We start from the raw sequence: 16,865 nt of genomic DNA, 5'->3' as shown, positions 1-16,865 counted from the left end.
TCGGGTGCCGTTCTCCGGGCTGCTCCCGTTCCCCGGGCTGCTCCCGTTCCCCGGGCTGTTCCCGTCCTCCGGCACCGTTCGATCACACCGTAGACGTGGGTACGCCCGAACTACCGGGTCACGCCGTAGACATGTGCGTCGCCGCTCCCGGCGTGCTCGGCGGCATGACGGTCGTCCGTCCGCGCGGGAAGCGCCGACAGTTTGAGGGAGCCGAGGTCGTGGGCGTACGTCCCGACCGCGTGGGCGATGACGTCGATGTGGGTGTCGAGCGCGGTCATGCTGATGTTGTCGACCGTGTCGCCGGGCCCGTGGTACTTCGGGTCGAACGCCACCCCCGCCGTGCCGCCGAACTTCTCCGCCTGGGCTGGCGTCTTGAGCGCCTCAGCGCCCGCGTACGTCCCCCCGGCGGGGATGCCGGCGTCGACGAACGGGCCGTGGTTGAAGCGGGAGACGAACGGGGTGCCGGCGTGCGGAAGTCCGCGCTTGCCGAGGAACGCGGCGATGTCGTTCTCGAGCAGTTCCGAACCGGCGGGCGCCGTCTGGGAGTTGGCGCCGTCCGAGTTGTCGCCGTCGAACACGAACAGGCCGTTGTTCGTGGAGGCGATCAACTCGAAGTTCAGGTAGAGCCGGATCTCGCGCTTCGCGGCCGGCGTGAGGTTCGCGACGTAGTGGTGGGAGCCGAACAGGCCGCTCTCCGCGGCCGACCACCAGGCGAAGCGCACCTTGTTGCGCGGGTTCTTCTCCTTCCTGGCCAGCTTCAGCGCGACGTCGAGCAGGCCGGCGGAGCCGGAGCCGTTGTCGTTGATACCCGGACCCGCGAGGACCGAGTCGAGGGAGGCGCCGAACATCACCGTGTTGGCCGGGTCACCACCCCTGGTCTCGGCGATCACATTGTTGGTGGAACGCTTCTCCTGGAGCTGGCGGATCTCGAAGGAGAGGTTCACCGGACCCTGGGCGAGGTCGGCGGCGAGCTTCTCGCCCGCGGCCTTGGTGATGCCGCCGGTGGGGATCCTGGCCGCGGCGGGTTCGCCGAGGGTGCCCGACAGCGGGCCGTATCCGGTGTCGATGTTGTTGTAGATGAGGGCGCCGATCGCGCCCGCGGCGGCGGCCTGTTCCTGCTTGACGGCGAAGGTGCAGCCACCGCGCTTGATCAGCGCGATCCTCCCGGTGAAGGCACCGGGGGCGTAGTCGCCGGGCTCGCAGCCGGTGGTGCCGTCGGCATCGACCGGGACGGCCGCCACCTCGGCCCGTACGCCGCCGACCGGAGTCGACCTGGTGTACGTCAGGGCCTTGATCTCGATGTCGTACGGGGTGGGCGTGAGGGCGGAGAGCTGCTCGGCCAGCGTCTGTGTGTAGACGAAGTCGAACCTCTGGTACGAGACGAGGTACCCGGCCTTCTTCAGCTGCTGGTGGACGTAGGCGGCCGAGGCGTCGTGGCCGAGCGAGCCGGCGACCCGATGGCCGCCGGCCGATTCGGCTATCGCCTGGAACCGCTCCAGGTGGCGTAAGGCGCCCTGTGCGGACGCCTCCCGGACAAGTGACTTGGCGAGCTTCGTGGCGTCCTTGCCCGGCCGGTCCTGCTGGGAGGTGGCGGGCGAGGCCGAGACCAGCAGGAGCGGGGTGGCGAGAGCGGCTGCGGCCAGAGTGGCCACGGCTCTCCGAGGTGAAGCGTCCACAGAGGTCCTTCCCGGTACGAACGAGGTTGGGGGGGAAGCTTGCGATCTCTGGGAGGTTCTGTGAACAGATGTGCCTCAACTCGGAGCATTTCACGCACAGATGTAGTAATCCTGTGGAGACGGCGAGGGTGGATGTCCTGCGTTCGGGGTGGTGCGCGCATGCGCGTCGGCGGCGGTGCGGCGGGTGGTGGCCGGGCGGCCCGGCGGTCAGCGCGTCCGGGGCGCCGCGTGCTCGGCGTCGCTCTCCGTCGACGAGAGGAAATGCTCGTGGGCGAGCCGGCGCATCGCGGACAGGGCGATGTCGCCCAGTGCGGTGACCGTCACCAGCCGGGTGGCGGCGCTTTCCGGGTCGTCCTGTTCCCTGAGGATTTGCATCTCCAGCCGGGCAATCGCCTCCAGGTTCTCGGCATAGGCATGGAACAACCGCGGAATATCCTGGTGATCGAGCGATCTACAGGCGATGGCGACCTGACAGAGCGTCTGCCACGCCGGGTTGTCGGGGCCCACCTGCCAGCCCCAGCTCCGGATCAGGCCGGACAGCCAGGCCTGAGCCCATTCCCACTCCTGATCGGGCGACGCGGAACCGGGTGTCGGTAACGCGTACTGGGTGAGCCGCAGGAGCTCGCTCGCCTCCGGCCGCTCCTCCACCACGCGGCGCACCAGCCGGTGTACCTCGGCATGCGGAAGTCCGCCGATATCGAGGAGGGCCTTTACCAGTGCAACTCTGCGCACATGTGATTCGTCGTAGTCGGACAGCGTCGGCAGGAGGTCCAAATCCTGATAGGACCGCAGCGTGCGGACGGGAACTCTGGTCCTGCGGCTCAGGGCGTCGAGCGGCGACATATTCCACCGGCTTTCGGGAGGGTATCGGCGGGGTGTGATGTGCGACCGGGCAATCGAATTCGAGGCCGCCGTGACCTTATGGCGCGGGAATGCGACAACACAAGGCATGACGGTTCGGTGCCGGGGGAGTTGGCTCAAAGGAGAAGTTCGAGGTGGACCGCGCCTACCGGTCTCTCTATACAGGAGTTCCGGCGTGGCGCTCGCCGCGGCGCTCACGGCCGTCCGGCTCGGCCGGAAAAGGCCGTTCAGCCGTAAATCAATGGACCGGCCCGTTCGTGACCCGGTGGGACATCTTCCGTTTCGGTCATGCCGTCCTGGGCCATGGTGTTCCGCGGGCGTTCGGCTGCCACTCGGCCCGCGTTCGGCCCCCCTTGGTGTCGGCCGGAACCCGATATACCGGATGTTCGTGGCTGTCCGAGTTCTTTCGGCGGATTTGCGTCACCGGTCAAAGGGGCTGGAGGGCATGGATTCCAGTGTGCGGAGCCCTTGACGTCCTTTAGCTCGTACGGCATGATCATGACGATCTCCGGTATTTCTCGCCGTTTTGCGCCGTCTCGGTGATGAGGGAGCCGGTGGCGGGGGGTGGGTAAAGGGGGTGGGGGAGGCGTGTCCGACATGTCGGCGCGGGGAATGTCAGGGTGGACCCCGTGTGTCGAGGACGAGGGTTTGGTTGCGGAATTCATCGCCTGGGAGCCGGAGTTACTCGACGCTTATCGGAGCAGGCTCATCGATCAACGGAATCCGCTGGGAACCCATACGGAATCCTGGAAAGCCTGTCGTGACCAGGCGCGGAGAATCCTGACGGAATGCCGGGACGTGCCGGAGCCCGCGGCGGGGGAGGCCAGGGAGCGCGAGGAGCCCAAGGAGGCGGAGGAGGCCGGGGAGCCCAAGGAGGCCGGGGGGCCTGGGGACGGCGAGGGGGCGCCGCCCGACAGATCCACGAGAACCGCCGCGGCGGCCCGGATCGCCCAGGGCGCGGTGCCGGTCCACGCCGTACGCGCCGGGGCCGTGCTGGTTCAGCTCGTCGCCGAGTTCCTGGAGCGGTCCCGCACCCCCGTTTCGTACGACGACCCCGCCCGGACGAGGCTGCTGGCGCGGGTGCAATCGGCGGTCACCCGCTCCCTGGAGGAGGCGGCGGACGGCTACGACCTGCACCTGCTCGACGTCGTACGGGACTCCACCCGGGCGAGCCGTGACGCGATGGCGAGGGAGATCCACGACCGCGTCGGCAGCGCGGCCGGCCTGGCCCTGCGCCAGCTGGAACTCTACGAACTGACCCAGAACGTCTCGTCGTCGACGAACCCGAGGCTGGACGCCCTGAAGCAGGCGATCCTGGAGACGATGCAGAGCACCCGGGACATCGTGACCGAACTCCGCGCGGGCGCGCACTCCGCCGGCGCCCTCGGGGTGGCCCTGTCCGCCTTCGTCACCGCCATGGCGATCGACCGTCCCGTGGTGGAGATCCGGGTCGAGGACGTCGACGAGCCCCTGCCGGACGCCGTCGGTGAACACCTCTTCCTCGTCCTGCGCGAAGGCCTGCGCAACGCCCTGGCCCACGCCCGGGCCTCCCGGGTGACCGTCGACGTACGGGGCGACACCCCGGGCGACACCCAGGCCCATGGTGACGGACGTCGCGTACGGGCGTCCGTGAGCGACGACGGGGTCGGGCTCCCGCCGGACCAGGAGTTCGGCAACGGCCTCGCCTCCGTGGCCGAACGGATCCGCCTCCTCGGCGGCCGTATGGAGATCCGGAGCGCCCCCGGACACGGCACGACCCTCGCGTTCTCGGTGCCGATCGGGGAGGAGTGACATGTGGAGTCCCGATGACCTCAGGCATGCCCGGACCGGCGAGCCGATCAGGATCGTCGCCGTCGACGACCACTCCATGCTGCGCGACGCCCTGTGCCAGCTCCTCAACGCGGAGGACGACCTGCGGGTCGTCGCCGAGTCGGACACCTCTGTGGGCCTCGGCGACCTGGTGGCGAGCACCGCGGCGGACGTCGTCCTGCTCGACGTGGAGATGCCCGACCACCACGCGCCCACCGTGGTCGGCGAGTTGACCGCCCGCTTCCCGCTGCTGCGGGTGCTGATGCTGTCCATGCACGACCATCCGCCGCTCGTCCAGGAGTTGCTCGCCCGCGGGGCCCACGGCTATCTGCACAAGAGCGCCCCACGCGCCTCGCTGCTCTCCGCCATCCGGGGCGTCATGGCGCGCGACCCGCAGCTCATGATCGCCCTGCCGTGCAGCGCGACCCCCGGGACCGCCCTCCAGGGCGGAGCCGGCAACTCGCTCTCGCCGCGCGAACGTGAAGTGCTCACCCATGTCGCGAGCGCGCTGAGCAACCGTCAGATCGCCAACGAACTGGGTATCACCGAGGCGACGGTGAAGCGGCACCTGCGCAACATCTTCGAGAAGCTCGGCGCCGCCTCGCGCATCGGAGCCGTCAACAAGGCCGTGGAGGCGCGCCTGATCGACCCGGCCGGGAAGGGCAAGCAACCCTCTGAGCAGCAGCTCGTGGCGAAGCGGCCCTCCGCAAGGCGGCACGCATACGCCTTTCGGAGTACGCCCGATGCTCCCTGAAGGGTCTGGTGTCGCCCTGGTGACGGGATTAGATTCGCGGCCATGCCACCAGCTACCCCCCACCACCCCCACAGGCCGGGCATGCCCTGAGCCCCCGGGCGCGCCTTCCGCCCGCGCCGGCCCGCCGCAGGCGGACACACCGGCTCTTCATGAACGCGCGACACGCGGCGCAACTCGTCGCCGTCGCGGAGCCCGGGGCCCGAACGGCCACCACCGGGGACCGGCATGAACAGCACGCGACCCTGAGGGGTGAACGGGATCATGACCTGCACGGGGGAATCTCTTCGCATCCAGCTCCTGGGACCGATACGGGCCTGGCGACACGGTGAGGAGGTCGCGCTCGGCTCGCCCAAACAACGGGCCGTGCTGAGCTTGCTCGCCAGCCGCGCGGGCGAGGTCGTGAGCGGCGAGACCATCACCAGCGCCCTCTGGGGCAGCGACACCCCGCAGACGGCCGCCAACGGCGTCCACACCTATGTCGCCCGGCTGCGCCGGGCCCTGGAGCCGGGGCGCGGCAGCAGGGCCGCCAGTACGGTGCTCTCCTCCGAACCCGGCGGCTACTGCCTCCGGCTCGACCCGGCCGACGTCGACGCCACCCTCTTCGTCGAACGGCACAGCCACGCCCGCAGGTCCCGCGAGGGCGGCAGCGCGGCGACGACGTTACGGCTCTACGAGGACGCCCTCGCGCTCTGGCGGGGCGAGGCGTACGCCGGGGTGCCGGGGCCCTTCGCCGCCACCGAAGGCGTACGTCTGCGGGACCTGCGGCTGACCGCGGTCGAGGAGTGGGCCTCCGTCCTCCTGACGACCGGCGGGTACGCCGAGGCGGTCGACGCGCTCTCGCGGGCCGCGGTCGAGGAGCCGCTGCGCGAGAAGGTCCGCTGGCTGCTGATGCTGGCGCTCTACCACGCCGGCCGCCAGGCGCACGCCCTCGCCGTCTACACCGAGACCCGCCAGCTGCTCCGCCGCGAGCTGGGCATCGAACCCGGGGCCGAACTGCAGGACCTGCACCGGCGGATCCTCGCCGGGCAACGGGAGTTACGCCTCCCGGGCGGAAGCTCGGCCCCCGGCGCCCGGCAGGGGATGGCAGCCGCTGCCGTTCCCGTACCGGCGCAACTCCCGCCCGTGGTACGCGGATTCACCGGCCGGGACCTCGAACTCGCGCACCTCGAAGGTCTCCTCGACGACGAGTCGGCCCAGCCGAGCACCCCGGTGATCGTCGTCGACGGACCAGCCGGAGTCGGCAAGTCCGCGCTCGTCCTCGCACTGGGTCACCGGCTCGCGCACCGCTTCCCCGACGGTCAGCTCTACGTGGACCTCTGCGGCAACGGACTGCGCGGCCGACCGCTCAGCGCCTCGGACGCGCTGCTGCAGCTCCTCACCAGCCTCGGCGCCGACACCCCCCGGATCCCGCGCGACCTGGCCGGCCGGTCCACCCTCTTCCGGAGCATGCTCTACGGCAAGAGGATGCTGGTGGTCCTGGACGACGCCCTGAGCGTGGACCAGTTGCGACCCCTGATCCCGCGCGGCGCGTCCTGCGTGGTGGCCACGAGCCGGCAGCGGTTCGCCGGACTCGCCGCCCGCGACGGAGCGCGCACGGTCACCGTGCGCCCGCTGGCCGTCGAGCAGGCGGCCCAGCTGCTCACGACGCTCTCCGAAGGGCGGCTCGTGGGCCACCCGGAGGCCGCCCGCCGGCTGGCGGCCCTCTGCGCCGGGCTGCCGCTGGCACTGCGCATCACCGCCGAGGGGCTCCTCGCCAACCCAGAGGTCCCGCTGCAGACGCTGGTGGAGCAGTACACGACGGAGAGCGGCCGGCTCGACCGGCTCACCGTGGGCGACGACGCCCTGGCCAGCGTCCGGGACGCGTTCGAGACCTCGTACCAGGCGCTGTCCCCGGAAGCGGCGCGGATGTTCCGCTTCCTGGGCCTGTGCAAGGACGCGCCGATCACCGTCCCCCTCGCCGCGGCGCTCGCGGACACGGACCGGGCCACCGCAGGCCGGCTCCTCGACGTGCTGGTCGCCCACCACTTCCTGGAGGAGCACGGGCCTCGGTACCGGCTGCACGACCTCCTGGGGATCTACGCGGCGGAGTGCGCCGAGCGCGAGCCGATGCTCAGCCGCCGCGCCGCACTCGCCCGCCTGGGCAGGACACAGCCGGACGAGCCACAGCCGGACGAGCCACAGCTGAACGATCCGCAGCCGGACGTGACGCCCGCCTCCCGGCCCACCGCGGACCGGACCACCGCCGACGTGATGCCCCCGGACGCCGCCCCCGAGCCGCCGCCGGCCAAGGACACGGGGGAGGCCTACGCGGTCGTGCTGCGGCGCGCCGCCGTCCTCCGCCGGGCCGCCTTCCGGAAGTGGGACGACAGCCCGCGGCGGACGGACCTCACCGCGCGGTGAGGGAGGCGTCCTCGGGCCCGGTCGGCATCTCGCGCAGCCGGCCGACCGGGGACAGGAAGATCGGGACCAGCATCGCGGCCGACAACAGGCCCGCGATCCACAGCGCCCCGTGCAGCCCCGCCAGCGCCGCCAGCAGACCGCCGACGGGCCCGCCGAGCGCCCCGCCGCCGTACAGCAGCATCCGCATCGCGGCCGTCATCCGGCCCATCAGGTGCTGCGGCGTGACGGTCTGACGCAGGCTCACGATGAGCACGTTCGACACGCTGGCGCCGAAGTACTCCATGAAGAAGGAGGCCACGAAGAAGCCGATCAGCAGCCAGCGCGGACCGCCCGCCGCCGGGATGAGCAGCGGCCCGAGGAAGATGATCGAGACCGACAGCCGGTAGGTGGTGCCCACCGAGAGCCGGCGTACCACCGCGCCCGACACCAGCGCGCCCAGCAGACCGCCCACCGCGGCCGCGCCCATGACGAACCCGACCGCCGCGGCGGACAGCTCCTGGTCGCGCACGGCGTACAGCAGGAACAGCGACTGCACCATGGTGAGGAGGAAGTTGCAGGAGCAGCCGACCAGGCCCATCGCCCGCAGCCAGCGGTTGCCGAAGACCCAGCGCAGGCCCTCCGAGAGCTCGGCCTTCAGCTGCCGCTTCTCCTTGGGCGCCTCCGGGGCGGGCTCGGGCTTCCTGATGAGGAGCAGCGAGACCACCGACAGGGCGTACGAGAAGGCGTTGGCGGTCATCGCGAACGGGGCAGAGAACGCGCTCACCAGCGTGCCCGCCAGACCCGGTCCGGCGATGTCCGCCGACGACAGGGTGGCGTTGAGCTTGGTGTTGGCCTCCAGCAGGCTGCGCCGGTCCTTCACGAGGACGGGGACGTACGACATCCAGCTGACGTCGAAGAGGACCGTCGCCACCCCGACCCCGAGCGCCAGCGCGTACAGCACCGGGAGCGTGAGCAGGTCCAGCTCGTAGAGGACGGGGACCAGGCCTATCAGGACCATCCGCACCAGGTTGGCGCCCAGCATCACCGGCCGCTTGCGTCTGCGGTCCACCCACACCCCGAAGAGCAGGGCGAGCCCGAGGAAGGGAACCAGCTGTGCGAAGCGCAGCATGCCCAGCTCCCCGGCCCCCACCTCGAAGACCAGGACGGCGGTCAGCGGGAGCGCGAGATGGGTGATCTGGGTGCCGTAGAGGGAGAGCGCCTCGCCCGCCCAGAACACCATGAAGTCCCGGTCGCGCCAGAGCGACCGAGGTGGGGCCTCCGCCTCGGCCGGGGAGGCCGAGGCGGTGGACGTGCCGTGCTCCGTCATGCTTGATTCGCCTCTCGTAGGGCTCGGTCGACGATGCCGCTGATCGCGTCGAGACCCGGGCCCTGCCACACGGAGTGATGGTCGCCCGGCGCGGTGTGCACGGTGAGCCGGCCGACGTACGGACTCCAGTCGAGGAGCCGTTCCACCGACTCCGCGGCTTTGATCAGGATCGCGGGCCCGGGGTGGACCGCGTCGAGGTGGTGCCGGCCCAGGGCCCGGACGTGGGCGGAGAAGAGGGCGAAGCGCTCCGCCAGGAACTCCGCGTCGAACTCCTCGGGTACGACGCCGTCGCGCTCCACCGCCGCGAAGATGTCGGCCGGTTGCGCCCCGGGCGCCAGGCCCGCGAGCGCCTTGTCGATGCCCGGCGCCCGGTCCGGGGTCACGCCGAGGAAGTCGTACAGGAAGAAGCGGGCCATCTGGTCGTCGGGCGGCACCGCCTGCGTCCCGGGCAGCGCCGCGTCGACGATGACGAGCAGCGGTACCTCCTCGCCCTCGGCGGCGAGGAGCCGGGCCATCTCGTAGGCGACGACGCCGCCGAGCGACCAGCCGAGCAGCTGGTAAGGGCCGTGCGGGCGGGCCGCCCGGAGCGCGGCCGTGTGCAGCTCGGCCAGCTCCGTGATCGACGCGGCGGGCTCGGACATCCCGTCGAAGCCGGGGGACTCGAATCCGAACACCGGGTTCCCGGTGGAGAGTTGGTGGGCCATCGCCGAATAGCAGTAGGGCGATCCGGAGACCGGATGGACGCAGTGGAGGGGGGTCAGGTCGCCCTCGGCCCGGAGCGGGACGAGACTGCCGACGGAGGATGCTGTCACGGTGCGGATGTTCCTTTCGAGGTGCGGGCGAGGCGCTCGTCGATGGCCGCGGCGATGCCGCTGACGGTGCTCCCGCCGTACAGCAGACGGACGTTCACCCGGATCCCGAAGTGCTTGTTGAGCCGGGTGACGGCGCGCATGGCCTGCAGCGAGTTGCCGCCGACCGCGAAGAAGCCGCTGTCCGTGCCGATCATGGTGGTGCCGAGCACGGCTGTGAAGACCCCGGCCACCGTCCGCTCGGTCTCCGTGGCCGGGGCGGTCCAGGCCGCGTCGGGCTCGCCGAGGCTCTCGGGCGGCGCCGGCAGGGCCTTCCGGTCCACCTTGCCGTTGGGCGTCAGGGGCAGGTCGTCCAGGACGAGTACCGTGCCGGGCACCATGAACCCGGGCAGGGACCGGGCGGCGTGCTCACCGACCGCCGCGGGTTCCACGGTCCGGCCCGCCTCGGGGACGAGGTAGGCGACCAGCCGCCGGTCGCCCGCGCCGTCGGGGTGCGCGGCGACGACCGCCTCCCGGACGGTGTCGTGGGCCCGCAGCACGGCCTCGATCTCGCCGAGCTCGATCCGCAGACCGTGCAGCTTGACCTGGAAGTCCGCCCGGCCCAGCAGCTCGATCAGACCGTCCGGGCCGTAGCGGGCCACATCGCCCGTCCGGTAGAGCCGCTCGTCCGACACCTCGCCGCAGGACCAGGTGAAGAACCGTTCCGCCGTCTGCTCCGGCCGTCCGAGGTACTCCCGGGCGAGCCCGGTGCCCGCCAGGTGCAGCTCGCCGGGAACCCCCGGCGGCACCGGCTGGAGCGCCTCGTCGAGGATGTACGTGCGCTGGTTGGCCATGGGGCGCCCGTACGGGATGCTCGTCCACCGAGGGTCGGTCTTCGTCACCTCGTGGATCGTGGAGTGGATCGAGGACTCGGTCGCCCCGCCGAGCGCGACGAAGCGCAGCGCGGGGGCCACCGCCCGGGCCCGGTCCGGCAGCGAGACGGGGATCCAGTCGCCGCCGAGCAGGGCCAGCCGCAGATCGCCGAGCGGCTCCGCGCCGGTCACTTCGAGGTGGTCGACGACCATGTCCAGGAGTGCGGGCGCCGAGTTCCAGACGGTGACGCGGTGGGTGGCGAGCAGGTCGGCCCAGTGCTCCGGGTCCTTGGCGCGTTCCGGCTCGGTCAGGATCACCGTGCCACCCGCGGTCGTCAGCCCGAGGAACTCGTACACGGACATGTCGAAGCTGGGCGAGGAAAGTGCGAGGACTCGGTCGCCCGGGCCCACGCCGAAGCGGGAGTTGAGGTCCGCGATGTTGTTCATCACCCCGCGGTGGCGCAGCGCGATCGGCTTGGGGGCGCCGGTGGAGCCCGAGGTGTGGATGATGTACGCGAGGTCGTCGGGCGTCGCGCCGCCCTCGGGGTTGTCCGTGCCGTACCCGGCGAGGAGCGCCGCGTCGCGGTCGAGGAGGAGCGCGGGCGTACCCGGTCCGTCACCGTCGTCCGCCGGCGGGAGGCTGTCGGCCGGGCCGCTCCGGCTGACGACCACCGTGCACGCGGTGCCGGCCACCATCGTGGCGAGGCGCTGCCGCGGGTAGTCGGGGTCGAGCGGCACGTACGCGCCGCCCGCCTTGAGCACGCCCAGCACGGTGATCAGCAGCTCGGCGGACCGCTCCAGGCAGATGCCGACCCGCCGGTCGGGGCCCACGCCGAGCTCCCGCAGACGGTGGGCGAGCCGGTTCGCCGCCTCGTTGACCTCCCGGTACGTCCAGGTCCGGTCGGCGCCGACCAGCGCGTAGGCACCGGGCGAGGCGGTGGCGCGGTCCTCGAACGCGGTGTGCAGGCATGTCTCGTACGGCAGATCCGTGGCCGTGTCGTTCCACTCGACGAGCATCCGGCGCAGGGCGTCGTCGGGGAGCAGGCGCAGCCGGGACACCGGCCGGTCGGGGTGGGCGAGCCCGTCCTCCAGGAGCGTCACGTAGGAGGCGAGGATCCGGCCCACGGTGTCGTGGTCGAACAGCTCGGGGGCGTACCGGAGTTCCACACCGGGCGGGCCGTCGTCGGCCGCGCCGGGCGGGTGGAGGAGCAGCTCGAACTCGTCCTGCCGGGCGGAGGGCCCGAGCGGCTCCCGCCGGTCGTCGGGTTCGCCGGCCGCGAGGGCGGTCAGGGTCTCCGTTCCGGAGACGGTCCGGCTCATCCGGAAGGCCGTGCCGCCAAAGGGCGTGCCGGCACGGGGTGTTCGGGCGACGAAGCCGAATTCGGACTGTCCGCTCCAGCGGTGGACGAGCGCGGTGAATCCGGCCAGGAGTACGTCCTCCGGGGCCGTACGGGCCGAGGGACCGAGCCGCACCCGGGCGGAGGCGGTGCGGTCCGGAGTGGCTCCGGGCATGCGCGGCCGGTCGGCCGGCAGCAGCGCCGGCGGCGCCGCTCCGGGCGACAGCGGGGGAGTCGGTACGGGGTCGCTGTTCGCGCTCAAGACCTCACTCCTGTCTCGCGGTCGGGGGTTCCGGCGGAGGCGGCGGGGGTGGGGCCGGCGCCGAAGGGCAGGGGGTGGGCGCGGCACAGGGCGGCCACCGCGGCCGCGACCCGGTCACGCACCACGGGGTCGGTACGGAACTCGGTGTCGCCGAGCACCGTCGTGGCGTTCAGCACCTCGCGGAACAGCCCCGCGCAGACCCGCATCTCGTCGGGCCCCATGCCCCGCTGCGCCAGCACGTTCGTGCCGAGCCGCAGCCCGCTGGCGACCAGCGGGGCCTTGGTGTCCTTGGGGATGCGGTTGCGGTTGGTGAGGATGCCGCACGCCTCCAGGGCGCGTTCGGCGACCACCCCGGTGAAGCCCCGGTCGAAGATGTCGAGGAGCACCATGTGGTTCTCGGTGCCACCGGTCAGGACCCGGTAGCCGAACTCGTCCAGGGCGTCCGCGAGCGCCGCCGCGTCGTCCCGGACCAGCCGCATGGTCTCCCGGAACCCCGGCTCCGTGACCAGCTTCAGCGCGTGCGCCTTGGCGGCGATCGACGCCGGACTCGGCGTTCCCTGGGTCTGCGGGAAGACCGCGCGCTGCATCAGCCGGGCGAGCGGCGTACGGCGGCTGTCGGGACCGGGCGTCCGGTGCTCCGCGCCGATCAGGATCAGCCCGCCGCGCGGCCCGCCCAGCTGCTTGTAGGTGCTGGTGGTGGTGACGTGCGCCAGGTCGATGGGGCTGGAGTGCTCCCCGGCCGCCACCAGACCCGCGATGTGCGAGATGTCGGCCACCAGGTACGCCCCGACGGAGTCCGCGATCGCCCGGAACCGGGCGAAGTCCAGGGCCCGTGGATAGGCGCTGGCTCCCGCGATGAGCACCTGGGGGCGGTGGACCAGGGCCAGTTCGGACACCTGGTCGTAGTCGATGAATCCCTTGTAGTCCAGGCCGTGGTGGACGGCCCGGTAGTGGTGCCCGGTCACCGAGGCGGCCGAGCCGTGCGTCAGGTGCCCGCCCGAGTCCAGGTCCAGGGCGAGCAGGGCGCCGCCCGGCGGCAGCAGCGCCGCCAGGACGGCCTGGTTGGCCGAGGAGCAGGAGTGCGGCTGCACATTGGCGTACTGCGCGCCGAAGGCCTGCCGGGCCCGAGCGACGGCCAGCCGCTCCACACCGTCGAACCGCGCCGCCCCGGGGTGGTAGCGGGCTCCCGGATAGCCCTCCGCCGTCACGTTCGACAGCGCGGCGCCGCCCGCGGCCAGGACGGCCGGGCCGGCCACGCTCGCGGACGCCACCATGGCCAGGGTCATGGCCTGCTCCTCCACCTCGCGGTCGAGGAGCAGGGCCAGTTCGGGATCGGTGCGGTCGAGCAGTGCGGCGCCCGCGCGCAGCAGCCTGCTCTGCGCGGACCCCGGGCGAGCTCCCGTCCCCGGGGTGTGCGGGGACGGGAGCTCCGCCCCTAAGGCCTCATCCACGTGAACCCGCCTTGGACTCCACCAGCGAGTCGATGGCGGCGGCGACCGTGGCGACCGAGGCACCGCCGTACAGCATGCGGACGTTGACCTTGACGCCGAAGTGCTTGTTGAGCCGGCTCACGACCCGCATCGCCTGCAAGGAATTGCCCCCCAGCTCGAAGAAGTTGCCGTCGGCGCTGACCTGCGGCATGGACAGGACGGTACCGAACACCTCGGCCACCTTCTCCTCCGTCGCCGTCACCGGGGCCACGAAGCTCGCCGTCGCGTCGCCCGAACCGGACGCCGGGGCCGGGAGCTTGGCCCGGTCGATCTTGCGGGCCGGGGTCAGCGGGAACTCCGTCAGTTCCACCCAGCCCGTCGGCACCATGTACTCGGGCATCGTGCGGCCCAGGTGCTCCCGGAGCTCGGCCACCGTCGGCGGGGTGTCGCCCAGGACCGTGTAGTACGCGACGAGCTGCTTCTCCCCGTAGTCCTCGCGCAGCAGGACCAGCGCCATCCGGACCTTCGGGTGGGTGAGCAGACCCGACTCGATCTCACCGAGCTCGATCCGCAGTCCGCGAAGCTTCACCTGGTTGTCGAGCCGGCCGATGAAGTCGATCTGCAGATCGCGGGTCCAGCGCACCAGGTCTCCGGTGCGGTAGACGCGGCCCTCGCCCAGGAACGGGTCGGGCACGAACTTCTCGTCCGTCATCTCCGGCAGGTTGAGGTAGCCGCGGGCGAGGCCCTCGTCACCGCCGATCAGCAGCTCGCCCGGGACGCCGACCGGCACCAGGTTGAACTCCTTGTCCACCACGTAGTGCAGCCGGCTGAACTCGGGGCGGCCGATGGGCGGCGAGGACTGCCACTCCTTGTGCTCGCAGAGGTACTCGGTGGTCGCCACCGACGCCTCCGTGGGGCCGTACAGGTTCACGAACTTGCGGCCCGGCAGGTTCCACTTGTTGACCAGCTCGGCCGGCAGGGCCTCGGCGCCGCCCATGATGTACTTCAGGTCCGGGTACGGCCCCGCCTCGACCACGGAGAGGATCGCCGGGGACAGTCCCGCGTACGTCACCCGCTGGTCGCGGATCAGACCGCCCAGGGACTCCGGGGACGAGGCGTCCTCCGGGGCCACCAGGATCATGGCCGAACCGCTGATCAGACCGGCGAAAATCTCGCCCTGGGACATGTCGAAGGTCAGCGCCGGCAGCTGCAGCAGCCGGTCCTCGGTGGTCCACTCGCCGAACGTGCGCCGGTACGCCTCGATGAACATCCGCAGACCGCGCTGCTCGATCATCACGCCCTTCGGACGCCCGGTCGAGCCCGAGGTGTAGAGGACGTAGACCAGGGAGGTGGGCTCGGCCCACTCCTCCAGCGGCTCGCCGTCCGGCTGCGCCTCGATCTCCGCCCAGTCGGCGTCGATGCGGACGCTCTCCCAGCCGCAGGAGTCCGGCAGGTCGCCGACCGACGCGGCGCGCGTGATGACCAGCGGGCTCTTGGTGTCGCGCAGCATGTGGTCCAGGCGGGCGTTGGGGTGCGAGGGGTCGATGATCGTGTAGGCCGCGCCGGACACCATCACACCCAGGATCGCCACCAGGGCGTCCAGGTCGCGGTCCATCGCGATGGCCACGACCTCCTCCTGCCGCACGCCCCGGGAGCGGATGTACCGGGCGAGCTTGCCGGCCCGCCGCATCAGCTCGCCGTACGTCATCTCCACCCCGCGGCAGACCGCCGCGACCAGCTCCGGGTTCTCCTCGGCGATCCGCGCGATCGTCGCGTGCACCGGCTCCGTCGTGTACTCGAAGTCGGCGCCGCGGCCCACGTCGAGCAGCTCGCGGCGCTCCTCCTCGGAGAGCAGCGGCAGCTCGGAGACCGGGGTCTCGGGGGCGTCCGCGGCCGCGCCGAGCACGGTCGAGAAGTGCTTCATCATGGCCTCGACGCGCCAGCGGTCGTACAGGTCGGTGGCGAACTCGACGATCAGACGCAGCCGTTCGGGGCCCTCGATGAAGCTGAAGGAGAGGTCGAACCGCGAGCGGGAGGTCGCGACGGTGATCGACTCGGACGTCAGGCCCGTCAGCTGCAGGCTGTCGCCCGTGCTCGTCTCGCCGAGGAGCTGGCAGGCGATCTGGAACAGCGGGTTGCGGCCCGCGTCCCGGGTCGTCTGCACCCGGTCCACGACGTGGTCGAACGGCACGTCCTGGTTGTCGTACATGTCGAGGTTGGCGTCGGCGATGCGCTCCAGGAGCTCGGTGAATGTGACCTCACCGGACAGGTCGCAGCGGAGCACCGTCATGTTGATGAACAGGCCGACCACGTCTTCGAGTTCGGGGTCGGTACGGCCCAGCATGGGCACCCCGAGGGCGATGTCGTCCTGCCCGCTGTATCGGCTCAGGACGACGTTCATGGCCGCCGCGACCACCATGTAGAGGGACGCGCCCTGCTCGTGCGCCAACGTGCGGGCCTTGGCGAGCAGTTCGGACGGGAACTCGACCACGAAGGTCTCGCCGTTCTGGGTGGGCTCGGCCGGCCGGATCCGGTCGGCGGGCAGTTCGAGCGCCTCCAGACCGGCCAGGCGCTCCTCCCAGAACTTCAGCTCCTCCTCCCACACACCGTCGGCCCGCTGCTTGCGCTGCCGCTGGATGTGGTCGCCGTAGCCGATGGACAGCTCCGGCAGCGAGGGCTCCCGGCCGGCGCTGAGGTCCGCGTAGGCCTGGGCGATCTCACGGCTGACCACGCCGCCGGACCAGCCGTCGGTGACGATGTGGTGGAAGCTCAGGCCGAGCACGTGGTGGTCGGCGGCGAGCCGGAACAGCTGGAAGCGGGAGATCGGCCCGGCCGCCAGGTCGAACGGAGTGTCCGCCTCGGCCTGCAGCTCCTGGCGCAGCGTCTCCTCGGCCTCCTCGGGGCTCAGGCCGGAAAGGTCCCGGACCGGCAGCGGCCGGTCCTCGGCCGGCGAGACGACCTGGTACGGGACGCCGTCCGCCGCGTGGAAGGTCACCCGCAGCTGCTCGTGGCGCCGCACCAGCAGGTTGAGCGCGCCCTCCAGGGCGGCCGTGTCGAGCGCACCGCGCAGCCGGTAGGCCATCGGGACGTTGTAGGTGGTCTCACCGGGGCTCATCTGGTCCAGGAACCACAACTGCTCCTGACCGAAGGACAGTTGGATACGGGACTCGGCGGTGTGGATGCTCATCGTCACAGGACTCCGTTCGGGCAAGGCTGGGTGGGGCAGGGCATGGCGAAGCAGGGCAGGGTGGTGCGGGGAGGGTGGAGCACGCCGGGGCAGGGCGGGGCGGGGCAGCGCGCGGCGCATCGCCCTGGGAGGCGGAGAAGGGGAAAGCAGGGGGGTTCCTGACGGGCCGGGGCGGCGGCCCCC

Annotated in this window: 10 protein-coding genes; 3 read left to right on the top strand and 7 right to left on the bottom strand. The window is 71.7% G+C overall.

Going from position 1 to position 16,865, the window contains the following annotated elements; translation table 11 throughout:
* Window positions 1–110: 110 nt before the first annotated feature.
* Window positions 111–1,652 (bottom strand): M28 family peptidase, encoded by a 1,542-nt coding sequence (locus Q5762_RS04140; protein WP_315890536.1) that lies wholly within the window; start codon window positions 1,650–1,652, stop codon window positions 111–113.
* A gap of 231 nt (window positions 1,653–1,883) precedes the next feature.
* Window positions 1,884–2,519, bottom strand: a complete 636-nt coding sequence (locus tag Q5762_RS04135; protein ID WP_315890535.1) for a MerR family transcriptional regulator — start codon at window positions 2,517–2,519, stop codon at window positions 1,884–1,886.
* Window positions 2,520–3,335: 816 nt separating this feature from the next.
* On the opposite strand from Q5762_RS04135, the gene Q5762_RS04130 reads away from it, so the two are divergent.
* The 3 genes from Q5762_RS04130 (at window position 3,336) to Q5762_RS04120 (ending at window position 7,500) form a co-directional block, all read left to right on the top strand.
* A complete protein-coding gene (locus Q5762_RS04130; protein ID WP_315890534.1) occupies window positions 3,336–4,328 on the top strand; it encodes an ATP-binding protein in 993 nt (330 codons plus the stop codon).
* A 1-nt stretch (window position 4,329) separates the two neighbouring features.
* On the top strand, window positions 4,330–5,100 hold the full coding sequence (locus Q5762_RS04125) for a response regulator transcription factor (RefSeq protein ID WP_315890533.1): 771 nt from the start codon (window positions 4,330–4,332) through the stop codon (window positions 5,098–5,100).
* 363 nt (window positions 5,101–5,463) lie between these two features.
* Window positions 5,464–7,500, top strand: coding sequence for a BTAD domain-containing putative transcriptional regulator (locus Q5762_RS04120; protein ID WP_399494389.1), 2,037 nt, complete (start codon window positions 5,464–5,466; stop codon window positions 7,498–7,500).
* On the opposite strand, the gene Q5762_RS04115 is transcribed toward Q5762_RS04120, so the two are convergent.
* The 5 genes from Q5762_RS04115 to Q5762_RS04095 are packed head-to-tail and all read right to left on the bottom strand — an operon-like array spanning window position 7,487 to window position 16,682.
* Window positions 7,487–8,806 (bottom strand): MFS transporter, encoded by a 1,320-nt coding sequence (locus Q5762_RS04115; protein ID WP_315890531.1) that lies wholly within the window; start codon window positions 8,804–8,806, stop codon window positions 7,487–7,489. The two genes, Q5762_RS04120 and Q5762_RS04115, sit on opposite strands and share 14 nt — an antisense overlap.
* Window positions 8,803–9,618 carry an alpha/beta fold hydrolase gene (locus Q5762_RS04110; protein ID WP_315890530.1) on the bottom strand — a complete coding sequence of 272 codons (816 nt, stop codon included), beginning with the start codon at window positions 9,616–9,618 and terminating at the stop codon, window positions 8,803–8,805. The genes Q5762_RS04115 and Q5762_RS04110 overlap by 4 nt, the downstream gene beginning before the upstream one ends.
* Window positions 9,615–12,065 carry an amino acid adenylation domain-containing protein gene (locus tag Q5762_RS04105; protein WP_315890529.1) on the bottom strand — a complete coding sequence of 817 codons (2,451 nt, stop codon included), beginning with the start codon at window positions 12,063–12,065 and terminating at the stop codon, window positions 9,615–9,617. The genes Q5762_RS04110 and Q5762_RS04105 overlap by 4 nt, the downstream gene beginning before the upstream one ends.
* Window positions 12,062–13,516 (bottom strand): serine hydroxymethyltransferase, encoded by a 1,455-nt coding sequence (glyA, locus tag Q5762_RS04100; protein WP_315890528.1) that lies wholly within the window; start codon window positions 13,514–13,516, stop codon window positions 12,062–12,064. The genes Q5762_RS04105 and glyA overlap by 4 nt, the downstream gene beginning before the upstream one ends.
* Window positions 13,509–16,682 (bottom strand): amino acid adenylation domain-containing protein, encoded by a 3,174-nt coding sequence (locus Q5762_RS04095; protein WP_315890527.1) that lies wholly within the window; start codon window positions 16,680–16,682, stop codon window positions 13,509–13,511. Before Q5762_RS04095 ends, glyA begins: the two co-directional genes overlap by 8 nt.
* Between the last annotated feature and the right edge of the window lie 183 nt (window positions 16,683–16,865).

It is taken from the genome of Streptomyces sp. P9(2023) (assembly GCF_032436795.1).
Lineage (GTDB): Bacteria > Actinomycetota > Actinomycetes > Streptomycetales > Streptomycetaceae > Streptomyces.
Note: the sequence above shows the minus strand (reverse complement) of the source record. Positions and strands in the feature narration are given on the sequence as shown.

What these genes read in the sequence shown, in the direction of transcription:
- Q5762_RS04135 (WP_315890535.1), bottom strand. Translation starts at nt 2,519, where the DNA reads ATGTCGCCGCTCGACGCCCTGAGCCGCAGGACCAGAGTTCCCGTCCGC.
- Q5762_RS04125 (WP_315890533.1), top strand. Translation starts at nt 4,330, where the DNA reads ATGTGGAGTCCCGATGACCTCAGGCATGCCCGGACCGGCGAGCCGATC.
- Q5762_RS04115 (WP_315890531.1), bottom strand. Translation starts at nt 8,806, where the DNA reads ATGACGGAGCACGGCACGTCCACCGCCTCGGCCTCCCCGGCCGAGGCG.
- Q5762_RS04095 (WP_315890527.1), bottom strand. Translation starts at nt 16,682, where the DNA reads ATGAGCATCCACACCGCCGAGTCCCGTATCCAACTGTCCTTCGGTCAG.